The organism is Lentzea sp. HUAS12 (genome assembly GCF_024125735.1).
GTDB classification, from domain to species: Bacteria; Actinomycetota; Actinomycetes; order Mycobacteriales; family Pseudonocardiaceae; genus Lentzea; species Lentzea albida.
In genome coordinates this window covers 3,086,295-3,110,659 of sequence record NZ_CP099738.1, presented here as the reverse complement: position 1 = coordinate 3,110,659, position 24,365 = coordinate 3,086,295, and the positions used below count along the sequence as shown (strand labels likewise).

Genomic DNA, 24,365 nt, shown 5'->3' with positions numbered 1-24,365 from the left:
CACGGAGTGATCATGACCGCGACCGAGCTCCCGGGAAGCCTGATCCCGACCCTGCCGGGCAGCACCTACACCGACCCGGCGATCTTCGAGCTGGAGCAGCGGAACATCTTCGAGCGGATGTGGTTCTGCGCGGTCCACAGCGCCGACCTCCCCGACGCCGGCAACTTCCGGACCGTCCAGATCGGGCGTGAGAGCGTGCTCGTCACGCGCTCCCGCGACGGCTCGCTGCGCGCGTTCCTCAACATCTGCCGGCACCGCGGCGCGAAGCTCTGCGTCGAGGAGACCGGCACGGTCAAGCGCAACTTCCAGTGCCCGTACCACGCCTGGACCTACGGCCTCGACGGCAGGCTCGTCGCCGCGCCGAACCTCACGTCCATGCCGGACGTCGACCGCGTCGAGTACGGCCTGAAGAAGGTGCACCTGCGCGAGTGGCTCGGGTACGCGTGGCTGTCGCTGGCCGACGAACCCGCGTCGTTCGAGGAAACCGTGCAGCAGGACGTGCGCGAACGGCTGGGCAACCTCGACGCGATCGGCAACTACCAGGTCAGCGAGCTGGAGCTGGGGCGCCGGATCACCTACGACGTGAAGGCCAACTGGAAGCTCATCATCGAGAACTTCATGGAGTGCTACCACTGCGCGACCATCCACCCCGAGCTGACGGAGGTCCTGCCGGAGTTCGCGGACGGGTACGCGGCGCAGTACTACGTCGGGCACGGCGCGGTGTTCGGCGAGGAGATCAAGGGCTTCACCATCGACGGGAGCGAGGGCTTCGCGAACCTGTCCGGTGTCGCCTCCGACCAGGAACGCCGGTACTACGCGATCACCGTGCGGCCGCAGGTGTTCATCAACCTCGTGCCCGACCACGTGATCATCCACCGGATGTTCCCGCTGGCCGCCGACCGCACCGTCGTGGAGTGCGACTGGCTCTACGCCAAGGACGTCGTCGCGACCGGCAAGGACGTCTCGCGGTCCGTCGAGCTCTTCCACCGCGTCAACGAGCAGGACTTCGAGGCCTGCGAACGGTGTCAGCCCGCGATGTCGTCGCGGGCCTACGCGCAAGGGGGTGTGCTGGTTCCCTCCGAACACCACATCGGGGAGTTCCACCGCTGGGTCCAGGAAGCCACAGCAACCAAGAGGTGGTAGAAGGCCATGCCCGAACCGGAAACGTTCTTACCCACCAGCAGAACACACACCGACAAGGTCGTCTTCGTCGTCTCCGCGGCCGTCGCCTCGGCGTTCCTCGCCTGGGGGATCATCGGCACGGACAGCCTGAGCAGCGTCTCGACCGCGGTGCTCGGCTGGGTCATCCGCAACACCGGCTGGGCGTTCCTGACCGCGGCGACCGGGTTCGTGGTCTTCGCGCTGTGGCTCGCGTTCAGCCGCTACGGCCGGATCCCGCTCGGGCACGACGGCGAGCGGCCGGAGTTCCGGACGGTCTCGTGGGTCGCGATGATGTTCAGCGCGGGCATGGGCATCGGGCTGATGTTCTACGGCGTCGCGGAACCGTTGTCGCACTTCGTGAAGCCGCCGCCGGGCACGGTGGAGGGCGGCACGGACGCGGCGGTCGAGACGGCGATGGCCACGTCGCTCTTCCACTGGGCGATCCACCCGTGGTCGATCTACGCGGTCGTCGGCCTCGCCATCGCGTACGGCACGTTCCGGCGCGGCCGCCGGCAGCTGATCAGCGCCGCGTTCGCGCCGCTGTTCGGTGACCGGGTGTCGGAGGGCCCGCTGGGCCGGTTGATCGACATCCTGGCGATCTTCGCGACGCTGTTCGGGTCGGCGGCCTCACTCGGGCTCGGCGCACTGCAGATCGGCAGTGGGCTGAAGGCGGGCGGGTTCGTGTCCGAGAACCCCGGTGTGGGCGTGCTGATCGGCATCATCGCGGTGCTCACGGTGGCGTTCGTGGCGTCGGCCGTGTCCGGTGTGGCCAAGGGCATCCAGTGGCTGTCGAACATCAACATGGTGCTGGCGACCGTGCTGGCGGTGTTCGTGTTCCTGGTCGGGCCGACCGTGCTGATCCTGAACCTGGTGCCGGCGGCGATCGGCGACTACTTCCGCGAGATGGGCGAGATGGTGTCCCGTTCCGGCGCCTCCGGCGGTGCCGCGATGGAGAGCTGGCTGTCGTCGTGGACGATCTTCTACTGGGCCTGGTGGATCTCGTGGACCCCGTTCGTCGGCATGTTCATCGCGCGGATCAGCCGCGGCCGCACGATCAAGCAGTTCGTCAGCGGCGTGATCCTGGTGCCGTCGGTGGTCAGCCTGATCTGGTTCACGATCATGGGCGGCACCGCGATCACCCTGCAGCGCGGTGGAACCGACCTGGCCGGGGCGGCGAACCCCGAGTCGCAGCTCTTCGGCGTGCTCGACCAGTTCCCGCTCGCCGCGGTCGCCGGTCTCGTCGTGATGGTCCTGGTGGCGATCTTCTTCGTCTCCGGTGCCGACGCGGCCTCGCTGGTGATGGGCACGCTGTCGCAGCGCGGCGCCATCGAACCGCACCGCCGGCTGGTGGTGTTCTGGGGCGTGGCGACCGGTGGTGTGGCGGCCGTGATGCTGCTCGTCGGCGGAGGTGGTGCGACCGCGCTGACCGGGTTGCAGAACCTCACGATCATCGCCGCGGCGCCGTTCGGACTCGTCATGGTCGTGCTCTGCGTGGCGCTGGCGAAGGACCTGCGCAGCGACCCGATGGTGGTGCGGGAGAAGCACTGCGCCGAGATCGTCGAGCAGGCGGTGGCGACCGGCAACGAGGAGTTCGACGGCGACTTCCGCCTGCAGGTGGAGGCCGCGCCCGTCAAGAACGACGACCAGGTCAGATCAACGCCCGAATCGCCTGCTCGAACCCGATGACGTGCTGGGAGGCGAGCTCGCTCGCCTTCTTGGCATCGCCCTCGACGACCGCGGTCAGCAGGGGCACGTGCTCGTCGACGTGACCGGCCATCCCGGACAGTCGGGGCAGGAAGACGCACCAGATCCGGGTGGCCAGGTTGTCGTAGGAGATCAGGGTGTCCTCGAGGAACGGGTTGTGCACGCACCGGTAGATCGCCCGGTGCACGCCGACGTCGTCGCGGAGCAGTCCGGTGTTGTCGCCCGGCCGTGCGGCGGTCTCCAGCTGGGACCGCAGCGCGGTCAGGGCGGCGCGGTCGTCCTCCGTGGCGCGGTCGGCGGCTGCCGCCGCGGCGAGGGGTTCGAGCGTCCGGCGCACCTCGGAGATGTGGGAGAGGTCGGAGATGTTCACGTCGGTGGCGAACGTGCCGCGGCGCGGGAAGGCGACGACGAGCCGTTCCTGCTCCAGGCGCTTGAGGGCCTCGCGGATCGGCGTGCGGCCGACGCCGAGCTCGGTGCGCAGCCTGTCCTCGTTGATGGGCTCGCCCGGCTTGATCGCCAGCATGACCAGGCGGTCCCGCAGGACCGCGTACGCCTGCTCGGTGAGTGAGACGGAGGCGGGCTCGTCGTTGACCCGTGCGTTCATGTGACCTACCGTAACGCACAGACTGATATACCAATAGTCGACCAGATGGATTCGCTGGAGGCGACGGAATGACCAGCCCGCCCGGAGCACATCTGCCCGAGCACCCGGACTTCCTCTGGGACGACCCGGAACCGAAGTCCTCCTACGACGTCGTGGTCGTCGGCGGTGGCGGGCACGGCCTCGCGACCGCGTACTACCTCGCGAAGGTGCACGGCATCACGAACGTCGCGGTGCTCGAGAAGGGCTGGCTCGCGGGCGGCAACATGGCCCGCAACACGACGATCATCCGGTCGAACTACCTGTGGGACGAGAGCTCCGGCATCTACGAGCACTCGCTGAAGCTGTGGGAGGGCCTGGAGGAGGACCTCGGCTACCCGATCCTGTTCGACCAGCGCGGGGTGCTGAACCTGGCGCACAGCCTGCAGGACGTGCGGGACAGCGTCCGCCGGGTCAACGCCAACCGGCTCAACGGCATCGACGCGGAGTGGGTGGATCCGGCCGGGGTCAAGGAGATCTGCCCGATCGTCAACACCTCGCCGGACGTGCGCTACCCCGTGCTGGGCGCGACCTACCAGCCGCGCGCGGGCATCGCGAAGCACGACTACGTGGCCTGGGGCTACGCGCGGGCGGCGCACGAGATGGGCGTCGACCTGATCCAGAACTGCGAGGTCACCGGACTGGAGACCGCGGGCGGCAGGATCACCGCGGTGCGGACGTCGCGCGGCCGGATCGCGGCGGGCAAGGTCGCGTTGTGCGCGGCCGGGCACAGCTCGGTGCTCGCGAAGATGGCCGGGATCCCGCTGCCCCTCGCCTCGCACCCGTTGCAGGCACTGGTGTCCGAGCTGCTGGAGCCCGTGCACCCGACCGTCGTGATGTCGAACGCCGTGCACGTCTACGTCTCCCAGGCGCACAAGGGGGAACTGGTGATGGGCGCCGGCATCGACAGCTACAACGGCTACGGCCAGCGGGGTTCCTTCCACATCATCGAGCAGCAGATGGCGGCGGCGCTGGAGCTCTTCCCCGTCTTCGCGCGGGCGCACCTGCTGCGGACGTGGGCGGGCATCGTCGACGTCAGCCCGGACGCGTCCCCGATCGTCGGCCTCACGCCCGTCGGCGGGCTGTACCTCAACTGCGGCTGGGGCACCGGCGGTTTCAAGGCCACGCCCGGTGTCGGCGACTGCTTCGCGCACACCATCGCCCACGACAAGCCGCACCCGTTCAACGAGCCGTTCACCCTCGAGCGCTTCACCACGGGCGCTCTCGTCGACGAGCACGGCGCCGCCGCCGTGGCCCACTAGGAGCGCTGACGATGCAACTCATCCCGTGTCCGTGGTGCGGCCCGCGCGAGGAGGCCGAGTTCCACTACGGCGGCCAGGCCCACGTCGCGTACCCCGAGGACCCGTCGGCGCTCACCGACGAGGAGTGGGCCCGGTACGTGTTCTTCCGCGAGAACCCGAGCGGCCCGTTCGCCGAGCGCTGGAGCCACAACGCCGGGTGCCGGCGGTGGTTCAACGCCGTCCGCGACACCCGCACCCACGACCTGCTGGCCGTCTACCGCGTGGGCGAGCCCATGCCCGAGGTGACCGCATGAACCTCCGCACTCCCACCGGTGGCGCAGTCGACCGGAACACCGTGCTGCACTTCACCTTCAACGGCACCGAGTACACCGGGCACCCCGGCGACACGCTCGCGTCGGCGTTGCTGGCCCACGGCGTGCACGAGATCGGCAGCAGCGTGAAGCTCGGCCGTCCGCGCGGCATCGTCGCGGCGGGCTCCGAGGACCCGACGTCGCTGGTGCAGGTCGAGGCGCCGTTCTCGGAGCCGATGCTGCTCGCCACGACCGTCGAGCTGTACGACGGCCTGGTGGCGCGCGGCCTGGCGGGCCAGGGGAGGCTGTCGGCCGAACCGGACCCGGCGCGGTACGACGCGAAGCACGAGCACTGCGACGTTCTCGTCGTCGGCGCCGGTCCCGCCGGACTGGTGGCGGCGCTGACGGCGGCTCGTGCCGGTGCCCGCGTGGTGCTCGTGGACGAGCAGAACCAGGCGGGCGGCGCGTTGCTCGGCGTCGACGAGTACCTCGACGACCGGCCGTCCGCCGAGTGGGTCGCGGACGTCGTCGCCGAGCTGAGGTCGACGCCCGGCGTGCTGGTGCTGGAGCGCACCACGGCGTTCGGCATGTACCAGGACGGGTTCGTGCTCGCCCTGCAGAAGCGCACCGACCACCTGGGCTTCGCTGCGCCCGCTTCCGTGGCGCGGCACCGGGTCTGGCGGATCCGGACGCGGCAGACCGTGCTCGCCACGGGTGCGCACGAACGCCCTGTGGTGTTCGCGGACAACGACCGGCCCGGGATCATGCTGGCGTCCTCCGCGCGCACGTTCCTGCACCGCTACGGCGTGCTGCCCGGTTCGCGGGCGGTGGTGTTCACGACGAACGACTCCGCGTACTGCGCGGCGATCGACCTCGCGGAGTCCGGTGTGGACATCGCGGTGGTCGTGGACGCACGCGAGAACGCTCCGGCTCGGCTCGCGACGGAGTGCGCCGCGCGGGGGATCGAGGTGCGCGCCGGGCAGGTCGTCACCGGCACCGACGGACCCGGCCGCATCACGGCGGCGCACGTCGGCGACGAGCCGATCGCCTGCGACGTGCTTCTCGTCTCCGGCGGCTGGAACCCGGTCGTGAGCCTGTTCAGCCAGGCCCGCGGCACGCTGCGCTACGACGCCGAGCTCGGTGCCTTCGTGCCGGGCGAGGAGCTGTCCTCCGTCCGCGTCGCGGGATCGGCCACCGGCGAACTCGACCTCACCGCATGCGCCCGCCAGGGCCGTGACGCCGGCGCCGAAGCCGCCCGGGCCGCCGGGTTCACCGCGGGCGGCCAGGTCCCGCTGCCCGCCTCCGACTCCCGGTGCACCGCCCGCTCCGGCCTGGTCCTGTGGCGCGTGCCGGGCTCCGACGACACCGGCTTCGTCGACCTGCAACGCGACTCGACGGTCGCGGACGTGCTGCGGGCGACCGGCGCGGGCCTGCGGTCGTTGGAGCACATCAAGCGCTACACGACCATCGGCACCGCGCACGACCAGGGCAAGACGTCCGGCATGATCGCGGCCGGCATCGTGGCCGAGGCGCTCGGCGTGGAGCTGGCCGAGCAGCGGCCGACGACGTTCCGCCCGCCCTACACCTCGGTCTCGTTCGCCGCGCTCGCCGGACGTGACCGCGGCGAGCTGCACGACCCGGTGCGCGTCACGTCGATCCACCCGTGGCACGTCGAGCACGGGGCGTTGTTCGAGGACGTCGGCCAGTGGAAGCGGCCCTGGTACTACCCGAGGCCGGGCGAGGACCTGCACACCGCCGTGCTGCGCGAGTGCAAGGCGACGCGCGAGGGTGTCGGCATGATGGACGGTTCGACGCTCGGCAAGATCGACGTCCAGGGCCGGGACGCCGGCAGGTTCCTCGACATGCTCTACACGAACATGATGAGCACGCTGAAGGTCGGCAGGATCCGCTACGGCGTGATGTGCGGCGTCGACGGCATGGTGATCGACGACGGCACGGTGATCCGCGTCGGCGAGCAGCGCTACCTCGTCACCACGACCACCGGCAACGCCGCGAAGATCCTCGACTGGATGGAGGAGTGGCTGCAGACGGAGTGGCCGCACCTCGACGTGCACTGCACCTCCGTCACCGAGCACTGGGCGACGATCCCGTTGGTGGGTCCGCGATCCCGGGACGTGCTCGCGGCCGTGGCACCGGGCCTCGACGTGTCGAACGAGGCCTTCGAGTTCATGACCTGGCACGACGCCGAGGTCGCCGGGGTGCCGGCGCGGGTGTGCCGGATCAGCTTCTCCGGCGAGCTCGCGTACGAGATCAACGTGACCGCCTGGCACGGCATCACCGTGTGGGAGGCGCTGATGGCGGCGGGGGAGCGGTACGGGATCACGCCGTACGGCACCGAGACCATGCACGTGCTGCGCGCCGAGAAGGGCTACCCGATCATCGGGCAGGAGACCGACGCGACGGTCACGCCGCACGACCTCGGCATGTCGTGGGCGGTGTCGAAGAAGAAGCCGGACTTCATCGGCAAGAGGTCGTTCGCTCGCGCCGAGAACACCCGCACGGACCGCAAGCAGCTCGTCGGCCTGCTGCCCGCCGACCCGTCCGTGCTGCTGCCGGAGGGCTCACAGATCGTCGAGACCGACCGGCTGCCCCAACCGCCCGTCCGGATGCTCGGCCACGTCACCTCCAGCTACCCGAGCGCCGCTCTCGGGCGGACCTTCGCGCTGGCCCTGGTGCGCTCGGGCCACGAACGCATCGGCGAGACGCTGTACGTGCCCGTCGAGGACTCGCTGGTGCCGGTCACCGTCACCGAATCCGTGCTCTACGACAAGGAAGGAGCCCGCCGTGACGGTTAGTCCACTCGCCGCCTGGAGCGACCGGCTGGCGGCGCTGGCGCCCGTGCTGGACGCCACCGAGGTGCCGTTCCGCTCGCAGCTCACCGTCCGCGTGTCCGATCCGGACGCCATCGCGGCGATGGGCTCTACCCTCGGTGTCGGTTTTCCCTCCGCTGCTTGCACTTTCACCTCGGGCACCGGACCATGCGGGGACGTCGAGGTGCTCTGGCTCGGACCGGACGAGTTCCTCGTCACGGCCCCGCCCGGCCAGCAGGTCACGATCGAGGAGGTGTTGCGTGGCGCGCTCGGCACCGCCCGGGGGTCCGTTGTGGACACTTCGGCTCAACGCACGACGGTGGTCCTCCAGGGGCCGCGCGTCCGGGACGTGCTGGCTCACGGATGTTCCGTGGACCTGCACCCGGCTTCGGCTCCCCGCGGCACTTGCGTGCAGACACTCCTCGCCAGGACGGGAATCGTCCTGCAGGTGACCGGCGACGACAGCGTCACGGTCCTGGTGCGCTCGTCGTTCGCCGGATACCTCGCCGCCTGGCTCGTGGACGCCTGCACCGAGTACCTGGCGGTGCCGTGATGGCCCAGTTCACCCTGACCCTGCACTGCCCCGAGCGGGCGGGCATCGTCCACGCCGTGACGTCGTTCCTCGTCGACCACGGCTGTGACATCGTGCAGCACCAGCAGTTCGACGACGACGTGCGCGGCAAGCTGTTCCTGCGCACGGCCTTCTCCTGCGCCGGCGCGACGGTGGACTCGCTGGCGGGCGAGTTCGCCGCGGTGGCCGCGGAGTTCCAGATGGAGTTCGAGCTGCACGACGAGCGGGCACCGCGCGTCCTCGTGATGGTGTCGAAGGCCGGCCACTGCCTGAACGACCTGCTCTTCCGCTGGCGCGCGGGCGGTCTCGGCGGCGAGATCGCGGCCGTCGTGTCGAACCACGAGGACCTGCGCCCGATGGCGGAGGCGGCCGGGCTCGACTTCGTGCACGTGCCGAACACGGCCGAGACGAAGCACGCCGCCGAGCAGCGGCTGGTCGAACTGGTCGAGGAGTACCAGGCGGACCTGGTGGTGCTGGCGCGGTACATGCAGGTGCTGTCGAACGACCTGTGCGCGAAGCTCGAGGGCCGCGTGATCAACATCCACCACTCGTTCCTGCCCGGCTTCAAGGGCGCCAAGCCGTACCACCAGGCCTACGACCGGGGCGTGAAGTACGTGGGCGCGACGGCCCACTACGTGACGCCCGACCTGGACGAGGGCCCGATCATCGAGCAGGAGGTCCTGCGCGTCGACCACTCCTTCGACCCGCGCGCCCTCACCGCCGCCGGCCGTGACGCGGAGGCGCTCGCTCTCTCGCGGGCGGTGCGCTGGCACTGCGAGCACCGGGTGCTGCTCAACGGCAACAGCACAGTGGTGTTCCGCTGACGTCCTGCGGGGTTCAGCCGTGCCGGTCCTTGCGTGCCAGCAGCTGCGCTTGGAGGAACCGCTCGCCGTCGATCGGTTCGCGCACCAGCCGCCCGACCTCCGCGAAACCGGCCTGCCGCACCAGTTCCCCCATTCCGGAGGGCGACCAGCGGTAGGCCGGCGTCACCTTGTGGTCGAACTCCACCGGTTCCGGGTCGTCGCCCGCGAAGAACCCGAGCATCAGGTGACCACCCGGTGCCAGCACGCGGAAGAACTCGGCGAAGACGGAGGGGAGCTCGGCCGGCGGCAGGTGGATGACGGAGTAGAACGCCAGGATGCCGCCCAGAGCACCGTTTCCGAGGTCGAGCTCGGCCATCGAGCCCACCTCGAACCGGAGGTGCGGATGGGCCGCGCGCGCCAGTTCGACCATCGCGGGGGAGAGGTCGAGGCCGAACACGTCCAGGCCCAGCCCGTGGAGGTGTGCGGTGAGGTGGCCGGGGCCGCAGCCGAGGTCGGCGACCGGGCCGTCGGTGAGCTCGACGAAGGCCGCCAGCATCGCGCGTTCGAACGGCCTGGTGTCGAGCATGTCGCTGAAGAGTTCGGCGTAAAGGGGTGCGACCGAGTCGTAAGGAGTCACGGCCGGAACCCTAGTCCGGGGCTTTTCACGCGAGCGGAGGTCCGGCGGCATGCCGTGACAGGAGAACGGTGTTCTGAGCTGCGGTGACACGGCTTGTCGAAGGCGGTGTCGGTCGAGGGCCCAGGAGCACCGTTCAGGAGGGCGGATGTGAGTCGCCCTGCCACGCTGCGCGCCGAACCGCGGGTACCCGAATCGCGGCACCGATGCCGCGTCTCCGGACCGGGCTCGGTGTTGTCGTCGGCGGCGAAGGCATGACTGCCCCTGATGCCGCGACAACGGCGATCTGCTGGTGGCAGGCGCTCCGGGGCACAGGTCGCGAAACCCTCACTGCTGGAGCCGTCTTCGCCTGGGCTGCCCTTCGTGCCTGGACAGACGTGGTCTCCTGATCCTGAGACGCCCGTCATCGAATACCGGTCCGGCCGTTGGGCGTTCATCGGCGGGCTGGCCTTGGTCGTCGTCTTCGGGTTGGCCGCCTTCTTCCCCGACGTCGGGGAACCGTCCACTTCGTCGAAGGTGAAGAACCTTCCTCCGGCCGCCGCGTCGGTCCTCTTCGGCTCGCTCGTGCTGACCGGACTGATGATCATGATCGGCTCCGTCCCCCGCACGCATCGCTTCGCCGTCGATCGACGTGGCCTGTGCTGGCAAGCCGGTCGCAAATCCGATCTGATCGCGTGGGAGGAGTTGCGCGCCGTGCGCGGACGGGAACCGCGCCCGCCGGTCCAGGGCGGCCCGAACCCGAAGCCCGTGGTGCCTGCCCTGGTGTTCACCCCTGTGGACGGACTTTTCTCGACTCGCCACAGCGCGCTGGTGACACCCTCGCCGGACGCCAATCCGGAAGTGGAACTGAGACTGCCGAACTTCGCCACGGTCCGGCAGCTCACCCAGGAGATAGCCAGAGTCCGGCCGGACCTGCTCTCGAGTTCACCGCCCGGCCCCGGAATCTCGCCCTGACCGACCACGGCTCTCCACCGACACGGCCACCACAACGACCTCCAAACCGAAAGGAGGACTCACACCCGAATTGTTGGAAAAGAATGGCTGTTGCCAGTGAGCGGCTGTTGCACCGTCGACGCAAACCTGTTCGTGTGCTTATAGTTCCGCCGTGATTTCCGTTCTGCGCGATCCGGCCTACCGGAATCTGTTCGGTGCCCAGGTCGTCGCGCTGACCGGGACGGGACTGGCGACCGTCGCGCTCGGGCTGCTGGCGCACGACCTCGCCGGACCGCGGGCGGGAACGGTGCTCGGCACCGCGCTGGCGATCAAGATGGTCGCGTACGTGGCGGTGGCGCCGATCGCCACGGCGTTGCTCGGGTCGCTGCCCCGCCGCGCCGTGCTCGTGACGTTGGACGTCGTGCGGGTCCTGGCGGCCGCGTCGCTGCCGTGGGTCAGCGAGGTGTGGCAGGTCTACGTGCTGATCTTCGTGCTGCAGGCGGGATCCGCCGCGTTCACGCCGTTGTTCCAGGCGACCATCCCGGACGTGCTGCCGCGCGAACGCGACTACACGCGCGCGATCACGTTGTCGCGCACGGCCTACGACCTGGAGAGCCTGCTCAGTCCGGCCCTCGCCGCGGCCGCGCTGGCGTGGGTGGGCTTCCCGCAGCTCTTCCTCGGCACCGCGCTCGGGTTCGCGGCGTCGGCCCTGCTCGTGCTCTCGGCCGCGCTCCCGCGCCCGAAACCGTTGCCCCGCAACGGAAGCTGGTACGACGTCACGACGCGCGGCATCCGCATCTACCTCGCCACACCGCGTCTGCGCGGGCTGCTCGCCGTTCACCTCACCGCCGCGGCGGCGGGGTCGATGGTGTTCGTGAACACCGTGGCGCACGTGCGGGACGGGCTGGGGCTGGACGCCTCGGCCGTCGCGATCGCGTTGGCGGCCAACGGATCGGGCTCGCTGGTGGCGGCCTTGGCTTTGCCCCGGCTGCTCGACCGGTTCCCGGATCGCGTGGTGGTGATGCGCGCGGCGTTCACGCTCGTGGTGGTGCTGTCGGCCGGGACGGTGTTCGCCGGGCACTGGCTCACGTTGCTGGTGCTGTGGGCGTTGATCGGCGCCGGGTGCGCGCTCGCCCTGACCCCCGGTGCCCGCCTGCTGCGCCGCTCCGCCGACCCGGCCGACCGGCCCGCGCTGTTCGCGGCGGACTTCGCGCTGTCCCACGCCTGCTGGCTGCTCTGCTACCCGCTCGCCGGCTGGGTGGCGACGACGTTCGGCATCGCGACGGCTTTCGTCGTGCTCGGTGTTCTGACCGCCGCGGGCGCGGTCGTGGCGTTGGGGCTCTGGCCGACGCACGACCCGGAGGTCGTCGAACATGAGCATCGCGACCCCGAAGGCGGTGTGTGGACGCATTCGCACGAGTTCCACATCAACTCCGACCACCTGCGCTGGCCTGAATTGAAGAGGTGAAACCGAAAAGTTAAATTCGCGGGCGGCGGGATTTGCGGAATACCGTTCCGGCATCCCTGCCTGCGAAGGAGTTCCACTCATGCGAGTGCGCAGCAAAATCATCGCTGCCGCGTGCGGATCGGTTCTGGCGATCGGCGCGTTCGGCACCACCCAGAGCGCGGCCCAGCCCGACGCGGCGACCCTGCAAGCCGAGGCGCACCAGCGGTTCGACGGCCTGTCGCAGGACCTGCGCGGCCAGCTCGCCGGCCACTGGTTCGACGCGGCCGCCGGTCGCCTGACCGTCGCCGTCCCGACCGAGAAGGTCGCACGCCAAGCACGTTCCGAAGGCGTCAACGCCGTTGTGGTGCAACGCAGTGCCACTCAGCTGGAGAAGCTCCTCGGCGACGTCAGGTCGTTGATCGGCGACGGCGTGCCGGGCGTGTTCAGCTGGGGTGTCGACGTGCGGGACAACGAGGTCGACGTCACGGTCAACACGTCGTCGAGGACCGAGGCCACCGACCGATTCCTCTCGAAGGTGCGCGGCCTCGACGGCGTGCACGTCGTGGAGACCAAGTCGCAGCAACGCCAGCAGGCCGGCACCGTCCAGGCGGGCAGCCCGTGGTGGCCGGGTTCGGAGTCGAACTGCTCGATCGGCTTCGCCGCGACGGACGCCTCCGGCGGCAAGCACTTCCTCACCGCCGGCCACTGCACGAACGACGCGAACCAGGCGGCCTACGGCCAGTCCGGCCAGCAGAACAGGCTCGGCACCTCGAACACGGGCGGCACCCGCAGCGTGAACGCGCGCGAAGGCGACATGGGCGTCGTCGCGGTGACCGAACCGGGCTGGACCCTCTCCGCGTCCGTGAACACGTGGGGCCAGCCCGCCGTCACCGTGACGGGCTCGGCCGAGGCCATGGTCGGCGACCGCGTCTGCCACTCCGGCAACACCTCGAAGTGGCAGTGCGGCGAGGTCAAGTACACGAACAAGGCCGTGGACTACGGCGGCGGCCTCGTGATCGAGGGTCTGACCTGGACCACCGCGTGCTCCAAGGGCGGCGACTCCGGCGGCGCCTGGCTGCTCGGCGACAAGGCCGTGGGCCTGCACGACGGCGGCCCGTCCCAGTGCGTGCAGAACCCGTCGGACGACGAGCTCTCGCTCTTCCAGCCGGTCAACGAGGCCCTCCGCAAGTGGAACCTCACCCTCGTGACGGGCACCGGCTCCGGCGACACGACCGCCCCCACCACCCCCGGCACCCTCCGGTCGACCGGCGTGAGCGCGTCCAGCGCCTCCCTCACCTGGGACGCCTCGACGGACAACGTCGGCGTGACGGCCTACGAGGTGCTCAACGGCACCGCGGTCGCGACGACGGTCACCGGCACCACCGCCACCGTCACCGGCCTGACCGCGGACACCGCCTACACGTTCGCGGTCCGAGCGGTGGACGCGGCGGGCAACCGTTCGGCGCCGTCCTCTTCGCTTGGTGTTCGCACTTCTGCGGGAGGGTCAGGGCGGACGTTCAGCAGCGACACGGATTACGCGATCCGCGACTACCAGGTGGTGGCCAGTCCGGTGCGTTCCACTGCTGCCGGTGCCGCCGGCAACCCGATGACGGTCAAGGTGGATGCCACGCACACCTGCTTGGAGGACCTCAACGTCACGCTTGTGGCGCCTAGCGGGCGGACTTACCCGTTGATGCGCACGCCTGGTGGCGGGTATGCGTGCCACCCGTTTGTGGCTGGTAGGACGTTCTCCGTGGTGCCTGGTGCGGGGGAGGCCGCGAGCGGCACCTGGACGCTTCGGGTCGGGGACAACGGTCCTGGGGACATGGGCGTTCTGAGTGGGTGGTCGCTCACGGTCTAGTGGGAGCGGTGTGGGTGTGGTCGCGTTGGTGCGGCCGCACCCACACCCGTGTGCGGCTGTCGCGCGCACGGTGGTGCCTGCACACGCGACCTTGCACGCGGGGCAGCTTTCGCGTGCCTCGCCATACGTGCGCGCACGGCGCCCAACGCGCCCACGCGTTCCCCACCACCCCAGCCCGCCCCACCACCCCTCACCAAGTCCACTCGAACCCATAACACCCAGGCCCGAACCTCAACGCCACCCCCAGCACCGACCCACCCTCGTCCACCCGCACCCCCACCGACCGCCGACCCCCGTCCGCCTCCTGCACCACCCGCCGGCAACTACGAGGCACCACCCCGAAGGTCACCTCCAGCACGTACTCGTGCACAGGCCGCCGGAACTTCCGCGAGTAGTTGGTGGCCAACGGATAGGGCGCGGAGTTCACCAACTCGTGCTCGGTGATCACGGTCTGCCCGCGCCGCAACGGCGCCCGGAACAACAACTCCGCCACCAGCAACCCGTCCGAAGGACGAGTCACCACCCGCCCGAGCCGGCAGTTGTGCAACGGCCTGATCGAAGGCAACGGCCTGTCGTGCTCATCGAGGTGCAGGATCACGACCCACCGGTCGGGGCCGTCCTCCTCCGCGCGGAGCACCTGCCGCGACACGTACGACCGCTCGCCGCGGTCCGGGCCCACGGCCACGCGGTCGTGCTGGCTGATGCGGGTCAGGCGCGCGTCCCAGCGGGTGTCGACGCCGCCGACCACGTCGTCGATCACCGACGGTGTCGGCCACAGTTCGCTGAGGCCGGTCTGGCGGCGGCTTCCGCGCACTGCCGGTCCGAGCAGTGAGGACAACGCGCCGGGCGCCAGGGACAGCACCTCCTCCAGGCACGAGACGGCGGCCATGGAGGCGCGGCGTTCCGGGCGGCTTCGGCCCGTCTGCCAGTAGCTGAGGGTGGCGAGGCTGACCGACACGCCTCGGCGGGCCAGGTGGTCGCGGATGCGTTCCAAGGACAACCCGCGCGCTGTCACGGCTTCTCGCAGCACCGCGGCGAAGTCGGGCGCCGGGACCGACATCGTTGTCTCCTTCCGGGAGGTCTGCCGACGCTATCCCTCTTATGGCGCAACGGAAGCCCGGACTTAAAAGTGAAAACGGACATCGCCGGGCCGCCGCACGTCAACGAGCGCCACAACCCTCCGAACGACCGGATGTCGGGCGCGGTCCCGGCGGCTACCGTCGCGTCACCCTGCGAACCAAGGAGCCCGAAGGTGCGAAGAAGAAGACCCCTGCTCGTCGCCGCACTCCTGGCGCTGACGGCGACCCTGCCCGCCGCCCCCGCCCAGGCCGCCGGGTGCTCCGGCACCAACGACGGCGACTTCGCGATCGGTGACAACACCACCGTCGAGTCGCCCATCGCCATCAGCGAGTGCGGGTCGGCGCCGTCGGCCACCGCCACGGTGCCGGTGAAGATCGTGCACACCTACATCGGCGACCTCCAGGTCAGCCTGATCGCCCCGGACGGCTCCGCCTACGTCCTGCACAACCGGAGCGGTGGGTCCGCGGACGACATCGACCAGACCTACACCGTCGACCTGTCGGGCGAGACGTCCAACGGCACGTGGAAGCTCCGCGTCAACGACAACGCGAACAACGACACCGGCCGGATCGACACCTGGTCGCTGAACCTCGGCGGATCGACGCCCGCCAACGACTTCTCCGTCGCCGTCTCGCCGACGTCCGGTTCGGTCGCCGCGGGCAGCACGGCCACGACGACCGTCCAGACCCAGACGACGGCCGGTCAGGCGCAGACCGTCGCGCTGACCGCCTCCGGTCTTCCCTCCGGCGCGACGGCGTCGTTCAGCCCGGCCTCGGTCACGTCCGGGGCCGGCTCCACGCTGTCGATCAGCACGGCGACGTCGATCTCGTCCGGCACGTACCCGATCACGGTGCGGGCGGCGGGCACGACGACCAAGACCGCGACCTACACCCTGACGGTCACGGGCGGCACCGGGCCGCAGATCCCGGACATCGACATCGCCAACGTCAAGGCGCACCTGGCGCAGTTCGGCACGATCGCCTCGCAGAACGGCGGCAACCGGCGCTCGACGTCGGCGGGTTACCGCGCGTCGGTGGCGTACGTGAAGGACAAGCTCGCCGCGGCCGGGTACTCGGTCACCGAGCAGGCCTGCACCTCCGGCTGCACCACCGGCGCCGGCCCGAACGTCATCGCGGAGTGGCCCGGCGGTGACGCGAACAACGTCTACATGTTCGGCGCCCACCTCGACGGCGTGTCCGCGGGACCGGGCATCAACGACAACGGCTCGGGCTCGGCCGCGTTGCTGGAGACCGCGCTCGTGCTCGCCCAGCGCAACCCGTCGATGACCAACAAGGTCCGCTTCGGCTGGTGGACCGACGAGGAGCAGGGCCTCAACGGCTCGCGCTTCTACGTCTCGCAGCTGCCGTCCACCGAACGCTCGAAGATCAAGACCTACCACAACTTCGACATGGTCGGCTCGACCAACGGCGGCTACTTCATCAACAACATCAGCTCCGCGCAGTCCACGCACATGAAGGCATACTGGGACTCCCTCGGCCTGCAGCCGGAGGAGAACACCGAGGGCCGCAACCGGTCCGACGACGCGTCGTTCACCAACGCGGGCATCCCGGCGTCCGGGTACGCGATGGGCGCGAGCGCCCGCAAGACCGCGGCCCAGGCGACGAAGTGGGGCGGCACGTCGGGCAGCGCGTTCGACCCCTGCTACCACGCGTCCTGCGACACCACCGCGAACATCAGCGACACCCACCTCAACCGCGCGGTCGACGGCATCGCCTACACCCTGTGGAAGTCCGCCGTCGGCACGGGAACGCCTGGCGCGGACTTCTCCGTGTCGGTGTCGCCGGCGTCCGGTTCGGTGGCGGCGGGATCGTCGGTCTCGGCCACGGCCGGCACCGCCACGGTGAGCGGCAACGCGCAGACGGTGCAGCTGTCGGCGTCCGGACTCCCCTCCGGCGCAACGGCTTCGTTCAGTCCGGCGTCCGTCCAAACAGGAGCGAGCTCGACGCTGACGATCAGCACCGCGGCGTCCACCCCCGCGGGCACCTACCCGGTGACGATCACCGCGACCGGCACGGCGACCCGCACGGCCACCTACGCGCTGACCGTCACGGGCGGCGGTGGCGGCAGCTGCACCGGCACCAACCCGAACGACGTCGCCATCCCGGACGCGGGCGCCGCGGTCGACAGCGACGTCGTGATCTCCGGGTGCTCGTCCACGCCGTCCGCCAGCTCGGTGGTGACGGTCCGGATCGTCCACCCGTACATCGGTGACCTGACGGTGGCCCTCATCGCGCCGGACGGCACGGCGTACACGCTGCACAACCGCACGGGCGGCAGCGCGGACAACATCGACCGCACCTACACGGTCAACGTGTCCGGAGAAGGTGCCAACGGCACGTGGAAGCTCCGCGTCCGCGACCTGGCGGCGTCCGACGTCGGCACGATCGACACGTGGGGCGTCAACCTGGCTCCGTAAGACGTGAAGTGGCCTCTCAGAACACCGCTCAACTGGGTATTCTGGGAGGCCACTTCTCCACGGCAACATCGTCGTCGTGACCACTCAGCACACCATCAAGATCGAAGAACTCGGCGGCGCGGACACGGCCCTGGCGTTCGACGTGATGCGCGAGCTCCGCCCACACCTCACCGACGCCGACGAGTTCGTGGAACTCGTCCGCACCCAACGGCGTGAGGGCTACCGTCTCGTCGTCTCCTACGACGAGACGGGCCTCCTGGTCTCACTCGCCGGATTCCGGCACCAGACCAGCCTCTACGCCGGATCGCACCTCTACATCGACGACCTGAGCACACTGCCCTCCGCACGCGGCAAGGGGCACGCGGGCGCCCTGCTGCGGTGGGTCGACGAGGAGGCCCGCCGCCTCGGCTGCGCGGGCGTGCACCTCGACTCCGGGACGCAGCGGCACGACGCGCACCGCCTCTACCTGGCCTCCGGCTTCGTCATCCCGGCGTTCCACTTCGCCAAGAGCCTCTGAAACGGCGTCGCGCCCACGCCGTGCAGGGCGACGCTGCCGAGCACGCACACGACCGTGATCGTCAGGATCGTGTCGGCGGCGGGTCCCTCCGGCAGCCGGTTGAACGCGAGCAACCCGAACACGATCGTCGTCGTGCCCCGCGGCCCCAGCGCGCCGACGAGCAGGCGTTCACGCCGGCGCATCCGCGACCCGGTGAGGGCGAGGAGCACGGGCCCGAGCCGCACCACGGTGAGCACGGCCGCGCAGAACAGCAGCACCTGCCACGACACGCCCAGGTAGAACGTCAGCACGGCGGCGATGCCGACCACGAACCACATGGTCATCGTCAGCAGCCCGGTGACGTCCTCCAGCAGGTGCAGGTCGGAGTTCAGCGCGTCCGTGCGCGCCTCGGCCCGTCCGGTGCGCACCCGGCGGGCCTTGAGCAACCGGTGCACGTACCGGAACGTGATGCCGCAGACGAACGAGGCGACGAAGCCGTTGCCGTCGATCGCGACCGTCGCGGTGAAGGTCAGCAACGGCGTGAGCAGCACCGCGACGCGGGCGGACTGGTCGCTCACCCAGTCCGCCTGGTGGGCGAGGTCCATCAGCCAGCCGAGCAGCGCGCCGATCACCACCCCGGCCAGCAACGCCTTCACCGCGAACGGCAGCACCGTGCCGAGCGCCTCCAACGGCGTGCGCTCCTGTGTGTCGTCACCGGCCAGGACCAGTGCGAACAGGAACAGCGGCGTCACGATGCCGTCGTTGTAGCCGCCTTCGACGTTCAGCGTGCTCCGCACCCGCGCCGACAGCCCCTTGTCGCGCACCACGCGCTCGGCCGGGGCGAAGTCGATCGGCACCGTCACGCACGCGATCAGCAGCAGCACCTCCCACGGCAGGCGCGGGAACAGCAACCAGCCCAGCAGCGCCGCCACGGCGATGCTGATCGGCATCGCGACGAGCAGCACCCGTGCCACCAGTCCCGGATAGGGACCCCACAACCGGCCCGCGCGCACTTCCGTCGCGTCGACGAACAGCAGCACCGCGAGGATGATCTCGGCCGCGTGCTGCACCGACTCGGTGTTGAGGCCGTCGGCGATGCCGCTCGGCTCGAACCACCCCACCACGACCCCGGCCAGCACCATCACGAGCGGAGCGCCGAGCAGCCAGCGGTCCAGGCGGTTCGCCGCGAGCGACCGGACGACCATCGCGAACGCGGCGGCGAGCAACAGCGAGTTCATGGGCCCATCTTGGCCCGCACGTCCACAAAGGACATCCGCAGGCACTGCTCCGGACGGACCGATTCCGACCATTCACCTAAACCGGGACGCCGCATCGTACGTACTCCTGGACATGAGCGGATCTCAGTCCGGTAACGAGAGGACGCCACATGGGCAAGCACCACGATGACCACCGCCGCGGAAAGGTGATCGCGGGCGCCATCGGTCTCGTCGCCCTGGCGATCACAGGCGCGACGTTCACCGCCAGCCAGGCGGCGCCACAGGTGCGCACGTCACCGGAGAAGGCCACCGAGACGTTGCGGGAGAAGGCCTCCGTGACGGGAACCGCGTGGGCCGTCGACCCGGCGACGAACGAGGTGCTCGTGACCGCCGACAGCACCGTGACCGGCGCGAAGTGGGACAACCTGGTGTCCACGGTCGACGCCATGGGCGCCGGGGTGAAGCTGCAACGGACCTCCGGCGAGTTCCGGCTGTTCGCCGAGGGCGGTGACGCGATCTTCGCCGGCGGCAGCCGCTGCTCGCTCGGCTTCAACGTGGTCACCGGCAACGGCAGCCCCGCCATCCTGACCGCGGGCCACTGCACGGCCGCGGGCAGGCAGTTCTCCCTGACACCGGGCGGACGCGCCGCCGCCGCGGTCGCGCGCTCGACGTTCCCCGGCGCCGGAGACTTCGCCCTGCTCACCTACAACAACCGCAACACCGACGCGCCCAGCGAGGTCGACACCGGCAACGGCCGCAGGGTGCGGATCGAGCGCGCCGCCGAGGCACGCGTCGGTCTGCAGGTCCAGCGCATGGGCAGCACGACAGGTCTGCGCTCCGGCCGCGTCACCGGCCTCAACGCCACGGTCAACTACCCGGAGGGCCGCGTCACCGGCCTGATCCAGACCACCGTGTGCGCCGAGGGCGGCGACAGCGGCGGCCCGATGTTCACGAACAACGGCAACGCGATCGGCATCACCTCCGGGGGCAGCGGCAACTGCCGCACCGGCGGAGTGACGTTCTTCCAGCCCGTCACCAGGGCGCTCGCCGCGGTGGGTGCGCGCATCGGGTAGCGGTCGGGCGGCGGTGCCCCCGTGCCACTCCCGGCAGGACGCGCGGCTTTCGAGGTGCGCGTCCTGCCGGCCCTTCGCGGTTCCCGGCGGTCTCGGACGGTGGGTTACCCTGCCGAGTCGTGGCGACTTCGAGGAGTGACGACGAGGCGGTGACAGCGTGCGCGCTGGCCGCCGGCGCGGGTGATCGCGAGGCGCTGGAGCGGTTCATCCGCCTCACGCAGCGCGACGTCTGGCGGCTGGTCGCGCACCTCGGCGGCATCGGCGTCGCCGACGACCTCACCCAGGACGTCTACCTGCGCGCCCTGCGGTCGCTGCCGGGCTTCGAGGCCCGTTCGTCGGCCCGCACCTGGCTGCTCTCGATCGCCCGCCGCACCGTCGTCGACCACATCCGGGCCGCCGTCGCGCGCCCGTCGATCGCCTGGTCGGCCGACTACCAGGTGGCCTCGGACGCGGACCGCTACACCGAGCACGCGCGCTCGGCCGGGTTCGAGGACGTGGTCGAGCTGACCGTGATGCTCGCGGGCCTCACGCCCGAACGCCGCGAGGCCCTGCTGCTGACCCAGGTGTTCGGCCTGTCGTACGCGGAGGCCGCCGAGGTGGCGGGGTGTCCGATCGGGACGGTGCGCTCGCGGGTGGCGCGGGCCCGGGAGGACCTGATCAGCGGTCAGGGGAACGAAGACGCCGGAGCCGTGTAGGACCGGGCGTCACCCCTGGACCGACTGCGCGAACTCGAACACGTGGTCCGGGTCGTACTTCGCCGCGACCTCCTTCAGCCGGGCGAGGTTGCCGCCGTAGTAGGCCTGTGCCCACTGGGGCATCTGCGGGTCGATGTAGTTGACGTATCCGGTCTCGCCGACCAGCGCCCCGAGCCCGTCGCGGATGGTGGCGAGGTTCGCACGGGCCTGGGCTGCGTTGTCCGGTGGTGTCTTCAGGTAGATCTGGACGTTCGCGAGTGCCGTGCGGTGCGGGAACGCGGTGGTGTCGGGCGCGATGTCGGCCACCGCGCCGCGCAGGCCGTCGAAGATCAGGTACGTCTCGTCGGACTGGCCCGCCAGCAGCGCCACGGCCTTGCTGGGGTCGCTGATCGGGTCGCGCACGACCCGTGAGGACGCCACGGCCGACTCGCGGGCGATGGGGCCTCCGGCGAAGTACCGCGTGGCCTCGGCGTAGGTCTGTGCCTGGACGAACCGCTCGGCCGCGGGAGGCAGCTGCGCCAGCAGGGCGTTGAGGCCGCTCACCGAACCGACGAAGCAGCCGCCGATCTTGCAGCTCGGCTGCGCTCCGCCGCGCACCACGACGTTGGACCACATCTCGTTCGGCGCGCCGGCGATCCACCTCTGCCACGCGCCGAGCGCGTCCGCCGCGGCACCGGCCGGGTACGACAGCGAGAAGACCGCCACCTCCGGGGCGGGCAAGGTGGAGAACACGAATTCGGTGACGATGCCGAAGTTGCCGCCCCCGCCGCCGCGCAACGCCCAGAACAGGTCGGGTTCCTGCTCGGCGGACGCGGTGAGGAGCTTGCCGTCAGCCGTCACGACCGTGGCCGACACGAGGTGGTCGCACGTCAGCCCGTACTTGCGGGACAGGACGCCGATGCCGCCACCGAGCGTGAGCCCCGCGACGCCGACGGACGGGCACGTGCCGGTCGGCAGGCAGCGGCCGGATGCCACCAGGGCCCGGGAGACGTCACCGAGGGCGGCGCCGGAGCCGATGCGGACCCGGTCGCCGGGCAGCACCTCGACGTCGGCCAGGCCGCGCACGTCGACCTGCAGGCCACCGGCCGGCGACGAGTACCCGGCGTAGCTGTGGCCTCCGCTGCGGGCGGCGATCGCGACGCGTCCGCGGGCGGCCTCGACGCAGGCCTGCACGTCTGCCGCCGAGCTGACCTTGGCGACCGCGGCCGGTTTCTGGCCGTCCCACACGGGGTTGAAGCCCTGGTAGGCGAACCCGTCGTCACCGGCGAGCACGAGCTGGCCGGACAGCTTCGACCGCAGGCCGGTCCAGTCGGGCGGTCCACTCGGAACGGACGAACTGGACGGTGGCGTCACCGGAACGGGAGCGGGGGAGGTGCAGGCCGCGAGGGCGGCACCGGCACCGGCGAGCCCGGCGACCTTCAGAAACCTGCGTCGATCCACCTGATCGATCTTGGCACGCCGTGATCACCCGCGCACTGCGAGCACGACCCTGCCCCGGCCTTTGCGTTGCCACGCATCCGTGACGTCGTCCAGCGGCACGACCTCGTGATCGACGGTGAGCAGGCCCTGAGCCGCGTACCGGGCGACGACGGAGATGGCGTCGGCCCGTTGCTGCGCGGTCAGCTCGTTGTTCGTGTACCCGGACAACCGCAACGACTTGCTGCGCAGCGTGGACGAGGTGATCGGGCAGGTCTCGCCCGCGGAGCCGCCGAGGTTCACCCAGCGGCCGCCGGGCCGCAACGCCTGCGCGGCCGCCGCGGCGGGTGGCCCGTACAACGGGTCGAGCAGCAGGTCCGCGCCCTGGGCGGCCTCCGCCACGTCCTCCAGCGCGACCACGACGTCCGCTCCCGACCGCACCGCGCGGTCGCGGGCCTCGGCGGAACGCGCGGCGACCACGACCCGTCCGGCACCGGCGAGGCGCGCGAGCTGAATCGCGGCCTGCCCGACCGCACCGCAGCCGAGCACGACGACGGTCTCCCCGGCCACGAGCTCACCGCGCCACGTCATCGCCATGTGCGCGGCGACGGCCGACAACCCGAGTGCCGCCAGCGCGACCGGGTCGACGTCCGGCAGGAACACCAGGTCTTCCTGTCGTGCCAACGCCTTCTCGGCCATGCTGCCGTCCCCCGGGGCCATCCCGGCACGGGTGGGGAACCACACCGGGCGCCCGTCGACCGTCCCGACCCCCTGCACACCGGGAACATAAGGCGTCTCGGGCACGCCGAAGTACGAGGTACCGCTGGCGCACAACAGGTCCAGCGGTGTGACCGGCGCGGCGAGGACGTCGACGACGACCTCGCCCGGGGCGGCGGAAGGCTCGCCCCGGTCAGCGAGCGACGGCGGCTGACCGGGACGAACGACTACTGCGGCGCGCACGGCTGCAACACGAAGTCGTACTCGGCGAGCACCCACGGCACGTCGGAGACGTTGCCGTCCGGGGTCACGCCGGGCTCGCGCGGCACGAACCGCACCACGAGCTCCTGCTTGGTGCCGAACACGACGTCGCTGTCGAGGTACTCGGCGCCCTCCTCGAACAGGTGCGTGATCAGCGGCTCGAACCCCTCGGCGGTGAGCAGGAAGTGCACGTGCGCGGGCCGGAAGTGGCTGATCTCCGTCTGCTCGATCAACGCGCCGACCGGCCCGTCCATCGGGATCGAGTACCCCTTGGGCGTGATCGTGCGCACGCAGTAGGAGCCGTCCGGTTCGGCCCGGTACTTCGCGCGCAGCCGCGCCTCGTCCACGTCGAGCTGGGCCTCGTACGCACCCTCGGCGTCGGCCTGCCAGACGTCCAGCACGGCACCGGCGACCGGCGTGCCGTCCAGCGAGCGCACCGTTCCGGTGAGGTAGAGCGGAGTTCCGTCCACGTCGTCGGACATGTCCCCGCCGAACCCGAGCTCGGGGGAGCCGTCGATGTGGAACGGCCCGAGCACGGTGGCGGGCGTCGCGCCCACGTCGAAGCGGTGGTTCATCTGCACCACGAGCATGCTCAGGCCGAGCACGTCCGAGGCGAGGATGAACTCCTCGCGCTTGGCGTCGCTGATCTGCCCGGTCGCGGTGAGCCACCGCACGGCCGCCATCCACTCGGCCTCGGTGAGCCGCACCTCGCGGGCGAAGTCGTGCAGGTGCCGGACCAGCGCGGTCATCAGCTGCGCTGTCCGCGGGTCCTTCGCGGTGGCCCAGCGCTGCTCGGCGAGCGCGGTGATGTTGTCCTCGGTGACGAGCTGCATTGC

At 70.6% G+C, this 24,365-nt stretch carries 21 protein-coding genes; 14 read left to right on the top strand and 7 right to left on the bottom strand.

Annotation, left to right across the window (positions count from 1 at the left end; genetic code table 11):
- The first annotated feature begins 12 nt into the window (after positions 1 to 12).
- The gene (locus ND450_RS13570) at positions 13 to 1,143 is read left to right on the top strand and encodes an aromatic ring-hydroxylating dioxygenase subunit alpha (protein ID WP_253326483.1); all 1,131 of its coding nucleotides are present in this window, start codon (positions 13 to 15) and stop codon (positions 1,141 to 1,143) included.
- A gap of 6 nt (positions 1,144 to 1,149) precedes the next feature.
- Positions 1,150 to 2,847 (top strand): BCCT family transporter, encoded by a 1,698-nt coding sequence (locus ND450_RS13565; RefSeq protein WP_253326482.1) that lies wholly within the window; start codon positions 1,150 to 1,152, stop codon positions 2,845 to 2,847.
- Here ND450_RS13565 and ND450_RS13560 read toward each other — a convergent pair.
- On the bottom strand, positions 2,810 to 3,469 hold the full coding sequence (locus tag ND450_RS13560) for a GntR family transcriptional regulator (protein WP_253326481.1): 660 nt from the start codon (positions 3,467 to 3,469) through the stop codon (positions 2,810 to 2,812). The two genes, ND450_RS13565 and ND450_RS13560, sit on opposite strands and share 38 nt — an antisense overlap.
- Before the next feature lie 68 nt (positions 3,470 to 3,537).
- Here ND450_RS13560 and ND450_RS13555 point away from each other — a divergent pair, with 68 nt between their 5' ends.
- Genes ND450_RS13555 through purU form a run of 5 tightly spaced genes read left to right on the top strand, consistent with a single transcriptional unit; the run spans position 3,538 to position 9,283 of the window.
- Positions 3,538 to 4,767 (top strand): sarcosine oxidase subunit beta family protein, encoded by a 1,230-nt coding sequence (locus ND450_RS13555; RefSeq protein WP_253326480.1) that lies wholly within the window; start codon positions 3,538 to 3,540, stop codon positions 4,765 to 4,767.
- 11 nt (positions 4,768 to 4,778) lie between these two features.
- A complete protein-coding gene (locus ND450_RS13550) occupies positions 4,779 to 5,060 on the top strand; it encodes a sarcosine oxidase subunit delta (protein WP_089921464.1) in 282 nt (93 codons plus the stop codon).
- A complete protein-coding gene (locus tag ND450_RS13545; protein ID WP_253326479.1) occupies positions 5,057 to 7,873 on the top strand; it encodes a 2Fe-2S iron-sulfur cluster-binding protein in 2,817 nt (938 codons plus the stop codon). The genes ND450_RS13550 and ND450_RS13545 overlap by 4 nt, the downstream gene beginning before the upstream one ends.
- Positions 7,863 to 8,441, top strand: coding sequence for a sarcosine oxidase subunit gamma (locus ND450_RS13540; protein WP_253326478.1), 579 nt, complete (start codon positions 7,863 to 7,865; stop codon positions 8,439 to 8,441). The genes ND450_RS13545 and ND450_RS13540 overlap by 11 nt, the downstream gene beginning before the upstream one ends.
- Positions 8,441 to 9,283: a formyltetrahydrofolate deformylase gene (gene purU, locus ND450_RS13535; RefSeq protein WP_253326477.1), complete on the top strand. Its 843-nt coding sequence runs from the start codon at positions 8,441 to 8,443 to the stop codon at positions 9,281 to 9,283. The genes ND450_RS13540 and purU overlap by 1 nt, the downstream gene beginning before the upstream one ends.
- Before the next feature lie 13 nt (positions 9,284 to 9,296).
- On the opposite strand, the gene ND450_RS13530 is transcribed toward purU, so the two are convergent.
- Positions 9,297 to 9,848: a class I SAM-dependent methyltransferase gene (locus ND450_RS13530; RefSeq protein ID WP_253327915.1), complete on the bottom strand. Its 552-nt coding sequence runs from the start codon at positions 9,846 to 9,848 to the stop codon at positions 9,297 to 9,299.
- A 411-nt stretch (positions 9,849 to 10,259) separates the two neighbouring features.
- Between ND450_RS13530 and ND450_RS13525 the strand changes: the two genes are divergently transcribed.
- From ND450_RS13525 to ND450_RS13515, 3 genes are all read left to right on the top strand, one after another.
- Positions 10,260 to 10,850 carry a hypothetical protein gene (locus ND450_RS13525; protein ID WP_253326476.1) on the top strand — a complete coding sequence of 197 codons (591 nt, stop codon included), beginning with the start codon at positions 10,260 to 10,262 and terminating at the stop codon, positions 10,848 to 10,850.
- 151 nt (positions 10,851 to 11,001) lie between these two features.
- On the top strand, positions 11,002 to 12,297 hold the full coding sequence (locus tag ND450_RS13520; protein WP_253326475.1) for an MFS transporter: 1,296 nt from the start codon (positions 11,002 to 11,004) through the stop codon (positions 12,295 to 12,297).
- A 79-nt stretch (positions 12,298 to 12,376) separates the two neighbouring features.
- Positions 12,377 to 14,137 carry a proprotein convertase P-domain-containing protein gene (locus tag ND450_RS13515; RefSeq protein ID WP_253326474.1) on the top strand — a complete coding sequence of 587 codons (1,761 nt, stop codon included), beginning with the start codon at positions 12,377 to 12,379 and terminating at the stop codon, positions 14,135 to 14,137.
- 190 nt (positions 14,138 to 14,327) lie between these two features.
- On the opposite strand, the gene ND450_RS13510 is transcribed toward ND450_RS13515, so the two are convergent.
- Entirely contained in the window at positions 14,328 to 15,197 is an 870-nt protein-coding gene (locus tag ND450_RS13510; protein WP_253328171.1) for a helix-turn-helix domain-containing protein, read from the bottom strand.
- 192 nt (positions 15,198 to 15,389) lie between these two features.
- On the opposite strand from ND450_RS13510, the gene ND450_RS13505 reads away from it, so the two are divergent.
- Entirely contained in the window at positions 15,390 to 17,654 is a 2,265-nt protein-coding gene (locus ND450_RS13505) for a M28 family peptidase (protein WP_253326473.1), read from the top strand.
- 76 nt (positions 17,655 to 17,730) lie between these two features.
- Positions 17,731 to 18,171, top strand: a complete 441-nt coding sequence (locus tag ND450_RS13500) for a GNAT family N-acetyltransferase (protein WP_253326472.1) — start codon at positions 17,731 to 17,733, stop codon at positions 18,169 to 18,171.
- Here ND450_RS13500 and ND450_RS13495 read toward each other — a convergent pair.
- Entirely contained in the window at positions 18,117 to 19,388 is a 1,272-nt protein-coding gene (locus ND450_RS13495) for a sodium:proton antiporter (protein ID WP_089921459.1), read from the bottom strand. The two genes, ND450_RS13500 and ND450_RS13495, sit on opposite strands and share 55 nt — an antisense overlap.
- A 149-nt stretch (positions 19,389 to 19,537) precedes the next feature.
- Between ND450_RS13495 and ND450_RS13490 the strand changes: the two genes are divergently transcribed.
- Positions 19,538 to 20,440, top strand: coding sequence for a S1 family peptidase (locus ND450_RS13490; protein ID WP_253326471.1), 903 nt, complete (start codon positions 19,538 to 19,540; stop codon positions 20,438 to 20,440).
- Positions 20,441 to 20,559: 119 nt separating this feature from the next.
- Entirely contained in the window at positions 20,560 to 21,135 is a 576-nt protein-coding gene (gene sigC / locus ND450_RS13485) for an RNA polymerase sigma factor SigC (RefSeq protein ID WP_253326470.1), read from the top strand.
- Positions 21,136 to 21,144: 9 nt separating this feature from the next.
- Here the strand turns inward: sigC and ND450_RS13480 are convergent, their stop codons facing one another.
- Genes ND450_RS13480 through ND450_RS13470 form a run of 3 tightly spaced genes read right to left on the bottom strand, consistent with a single transcriptional unit; the run spans position 21,145 to position 24,362 of the window.
- Complete coding sequence (locus tag ND450_RS13480) at positions 21,145 to 22,575, bottom strand: FAD-binding oxidoreductase (RefSeq protein ID WP_253326469.1); 1,431 nt, start codon at positions 22,573 to 22,575, stop codon at positions 21,145 to 21,147.
- 24 nt (positions 22,576 to 22,599) lie between these two features.
- On the bottom strand, positions 22,600 to 23,511 hold the full coding sequence (locus ND450_RS13475) for a zinc-binding dehydrogenase (RefSeq protein ID WP_253326468.1): 912 nt from the start codon (positions 23,509 to 23,511) through the stop codon (positions 22,600 to 22,602).
- A complete protein-coding gene (locus ND450_RS13470; RefSeq protein WP_253326467.1) occupies positions 23,496 to 24,362 on the bottom strand; it encodes a dioxygenase in 867 nt (288 codons plus the stop codon). Before ND450_RS13470 ends, ND450_RS13475 begins: the two co-directional genes overlap by 16 nt.
- Between the last annotated feature and the right edge of the window lie 3 nt (positions 24,363 to 24,365).

Excerpts from the sequence above, each read along its gene's own strand:
- ND450_RS13570 (WP_253326483.1), top strand. The coding sequence starts at position 13 with ATGACCGCGACCGAGCTCCCGGGAAGCCTGATCCCGACCCTGCCGGGC.
- ND450_RS13565 (WP_253326482.1), top strand. The coding sequence starts at position 1,150 with ATGCCCGAACCGGAAACGTTCTTACCCACCAGCAGAACACACACCGAC.
- ND450_RS13560 (WP_253326481.1), bottom strand. The coding sequence starts at position 3,469 with ATGAACGCACGGGTCAACGACGAGCCCGCCTCCGTCTCACTCACCGAG.
- ND450_RS13555 (WP_253326480.1), top strand. The coding sequence starts at position 3,538 with ATGACCAGCCCGCCCGGAGCACATCTGCCCGAGCACCCGGACTTCCTC.
- ND450_RS13550 (WP_089921464.1), top strand. The coding sequence starts at position 4,779 with ATGCAACTCATCCCGTGTCCGTGGTGCGGCCCGCGCGAGGAGGCCGAG.
- ND450_RS13545 (WP_253326479.1), top strand. The coding sequence starts at position 5,057 with ATGAACCTCCGCACTCCCACCGGTGGCGCAGTCGACCGGAACACCGTG.
- purU (WP_253326477.1), top strand. The coding sequence starts at position 8,441 with ATGGCCCAGTTCACCCTGACCCTGCACTGCCCCGAGCGGGCGGGCATC.
- ND450_RS13530 (WP_253327915.1), bottom strand. The coding sequence starts at position 9,848 with ATGCTCGACACCAGGCCGTTCGAACGCGCGATGCTGGCGGCCTTCGTC.
- ND450_RS13515 (WP_253326474.1), top strand. The coding sequence starts at position 12,377 with ATGCGAGTGCGCAGCAAAATCATCGCTGCCGCGTGCGGATCGGTTCTG.
- ND450_RS13510 (WP_253328171.1), bottom strand. The coding sequence starts at position 15,197 with ATGTCGGTCCCGGCGCCCGACTTCGCCGCGGTGCTGCGAGAAGCCGTG.
- ND450_RS13495 (WP_089921459.1), bottom strand. The coding sequence starts at position 19,388 with ATGAACTCGCTGTTGCTCGCCGCCGCGTTCGCGATGGTCGTCCGGTCG.
- ND450_RS13490 (WP_253326471.1), top strand. The coding sequence starts at position 19,538 with ATGGGCAAGCACCACGATGACCACCGCCGCGGAAAGGTGATCGCGGGC.
- ND450_RS13470 (WP_253326467.1), bottom strand. The coding sequence starts at position 24,362 with ATGCAGCTCGTCACCGAGGACAACATCACCGCGCTCGCCGAGCAGCGC.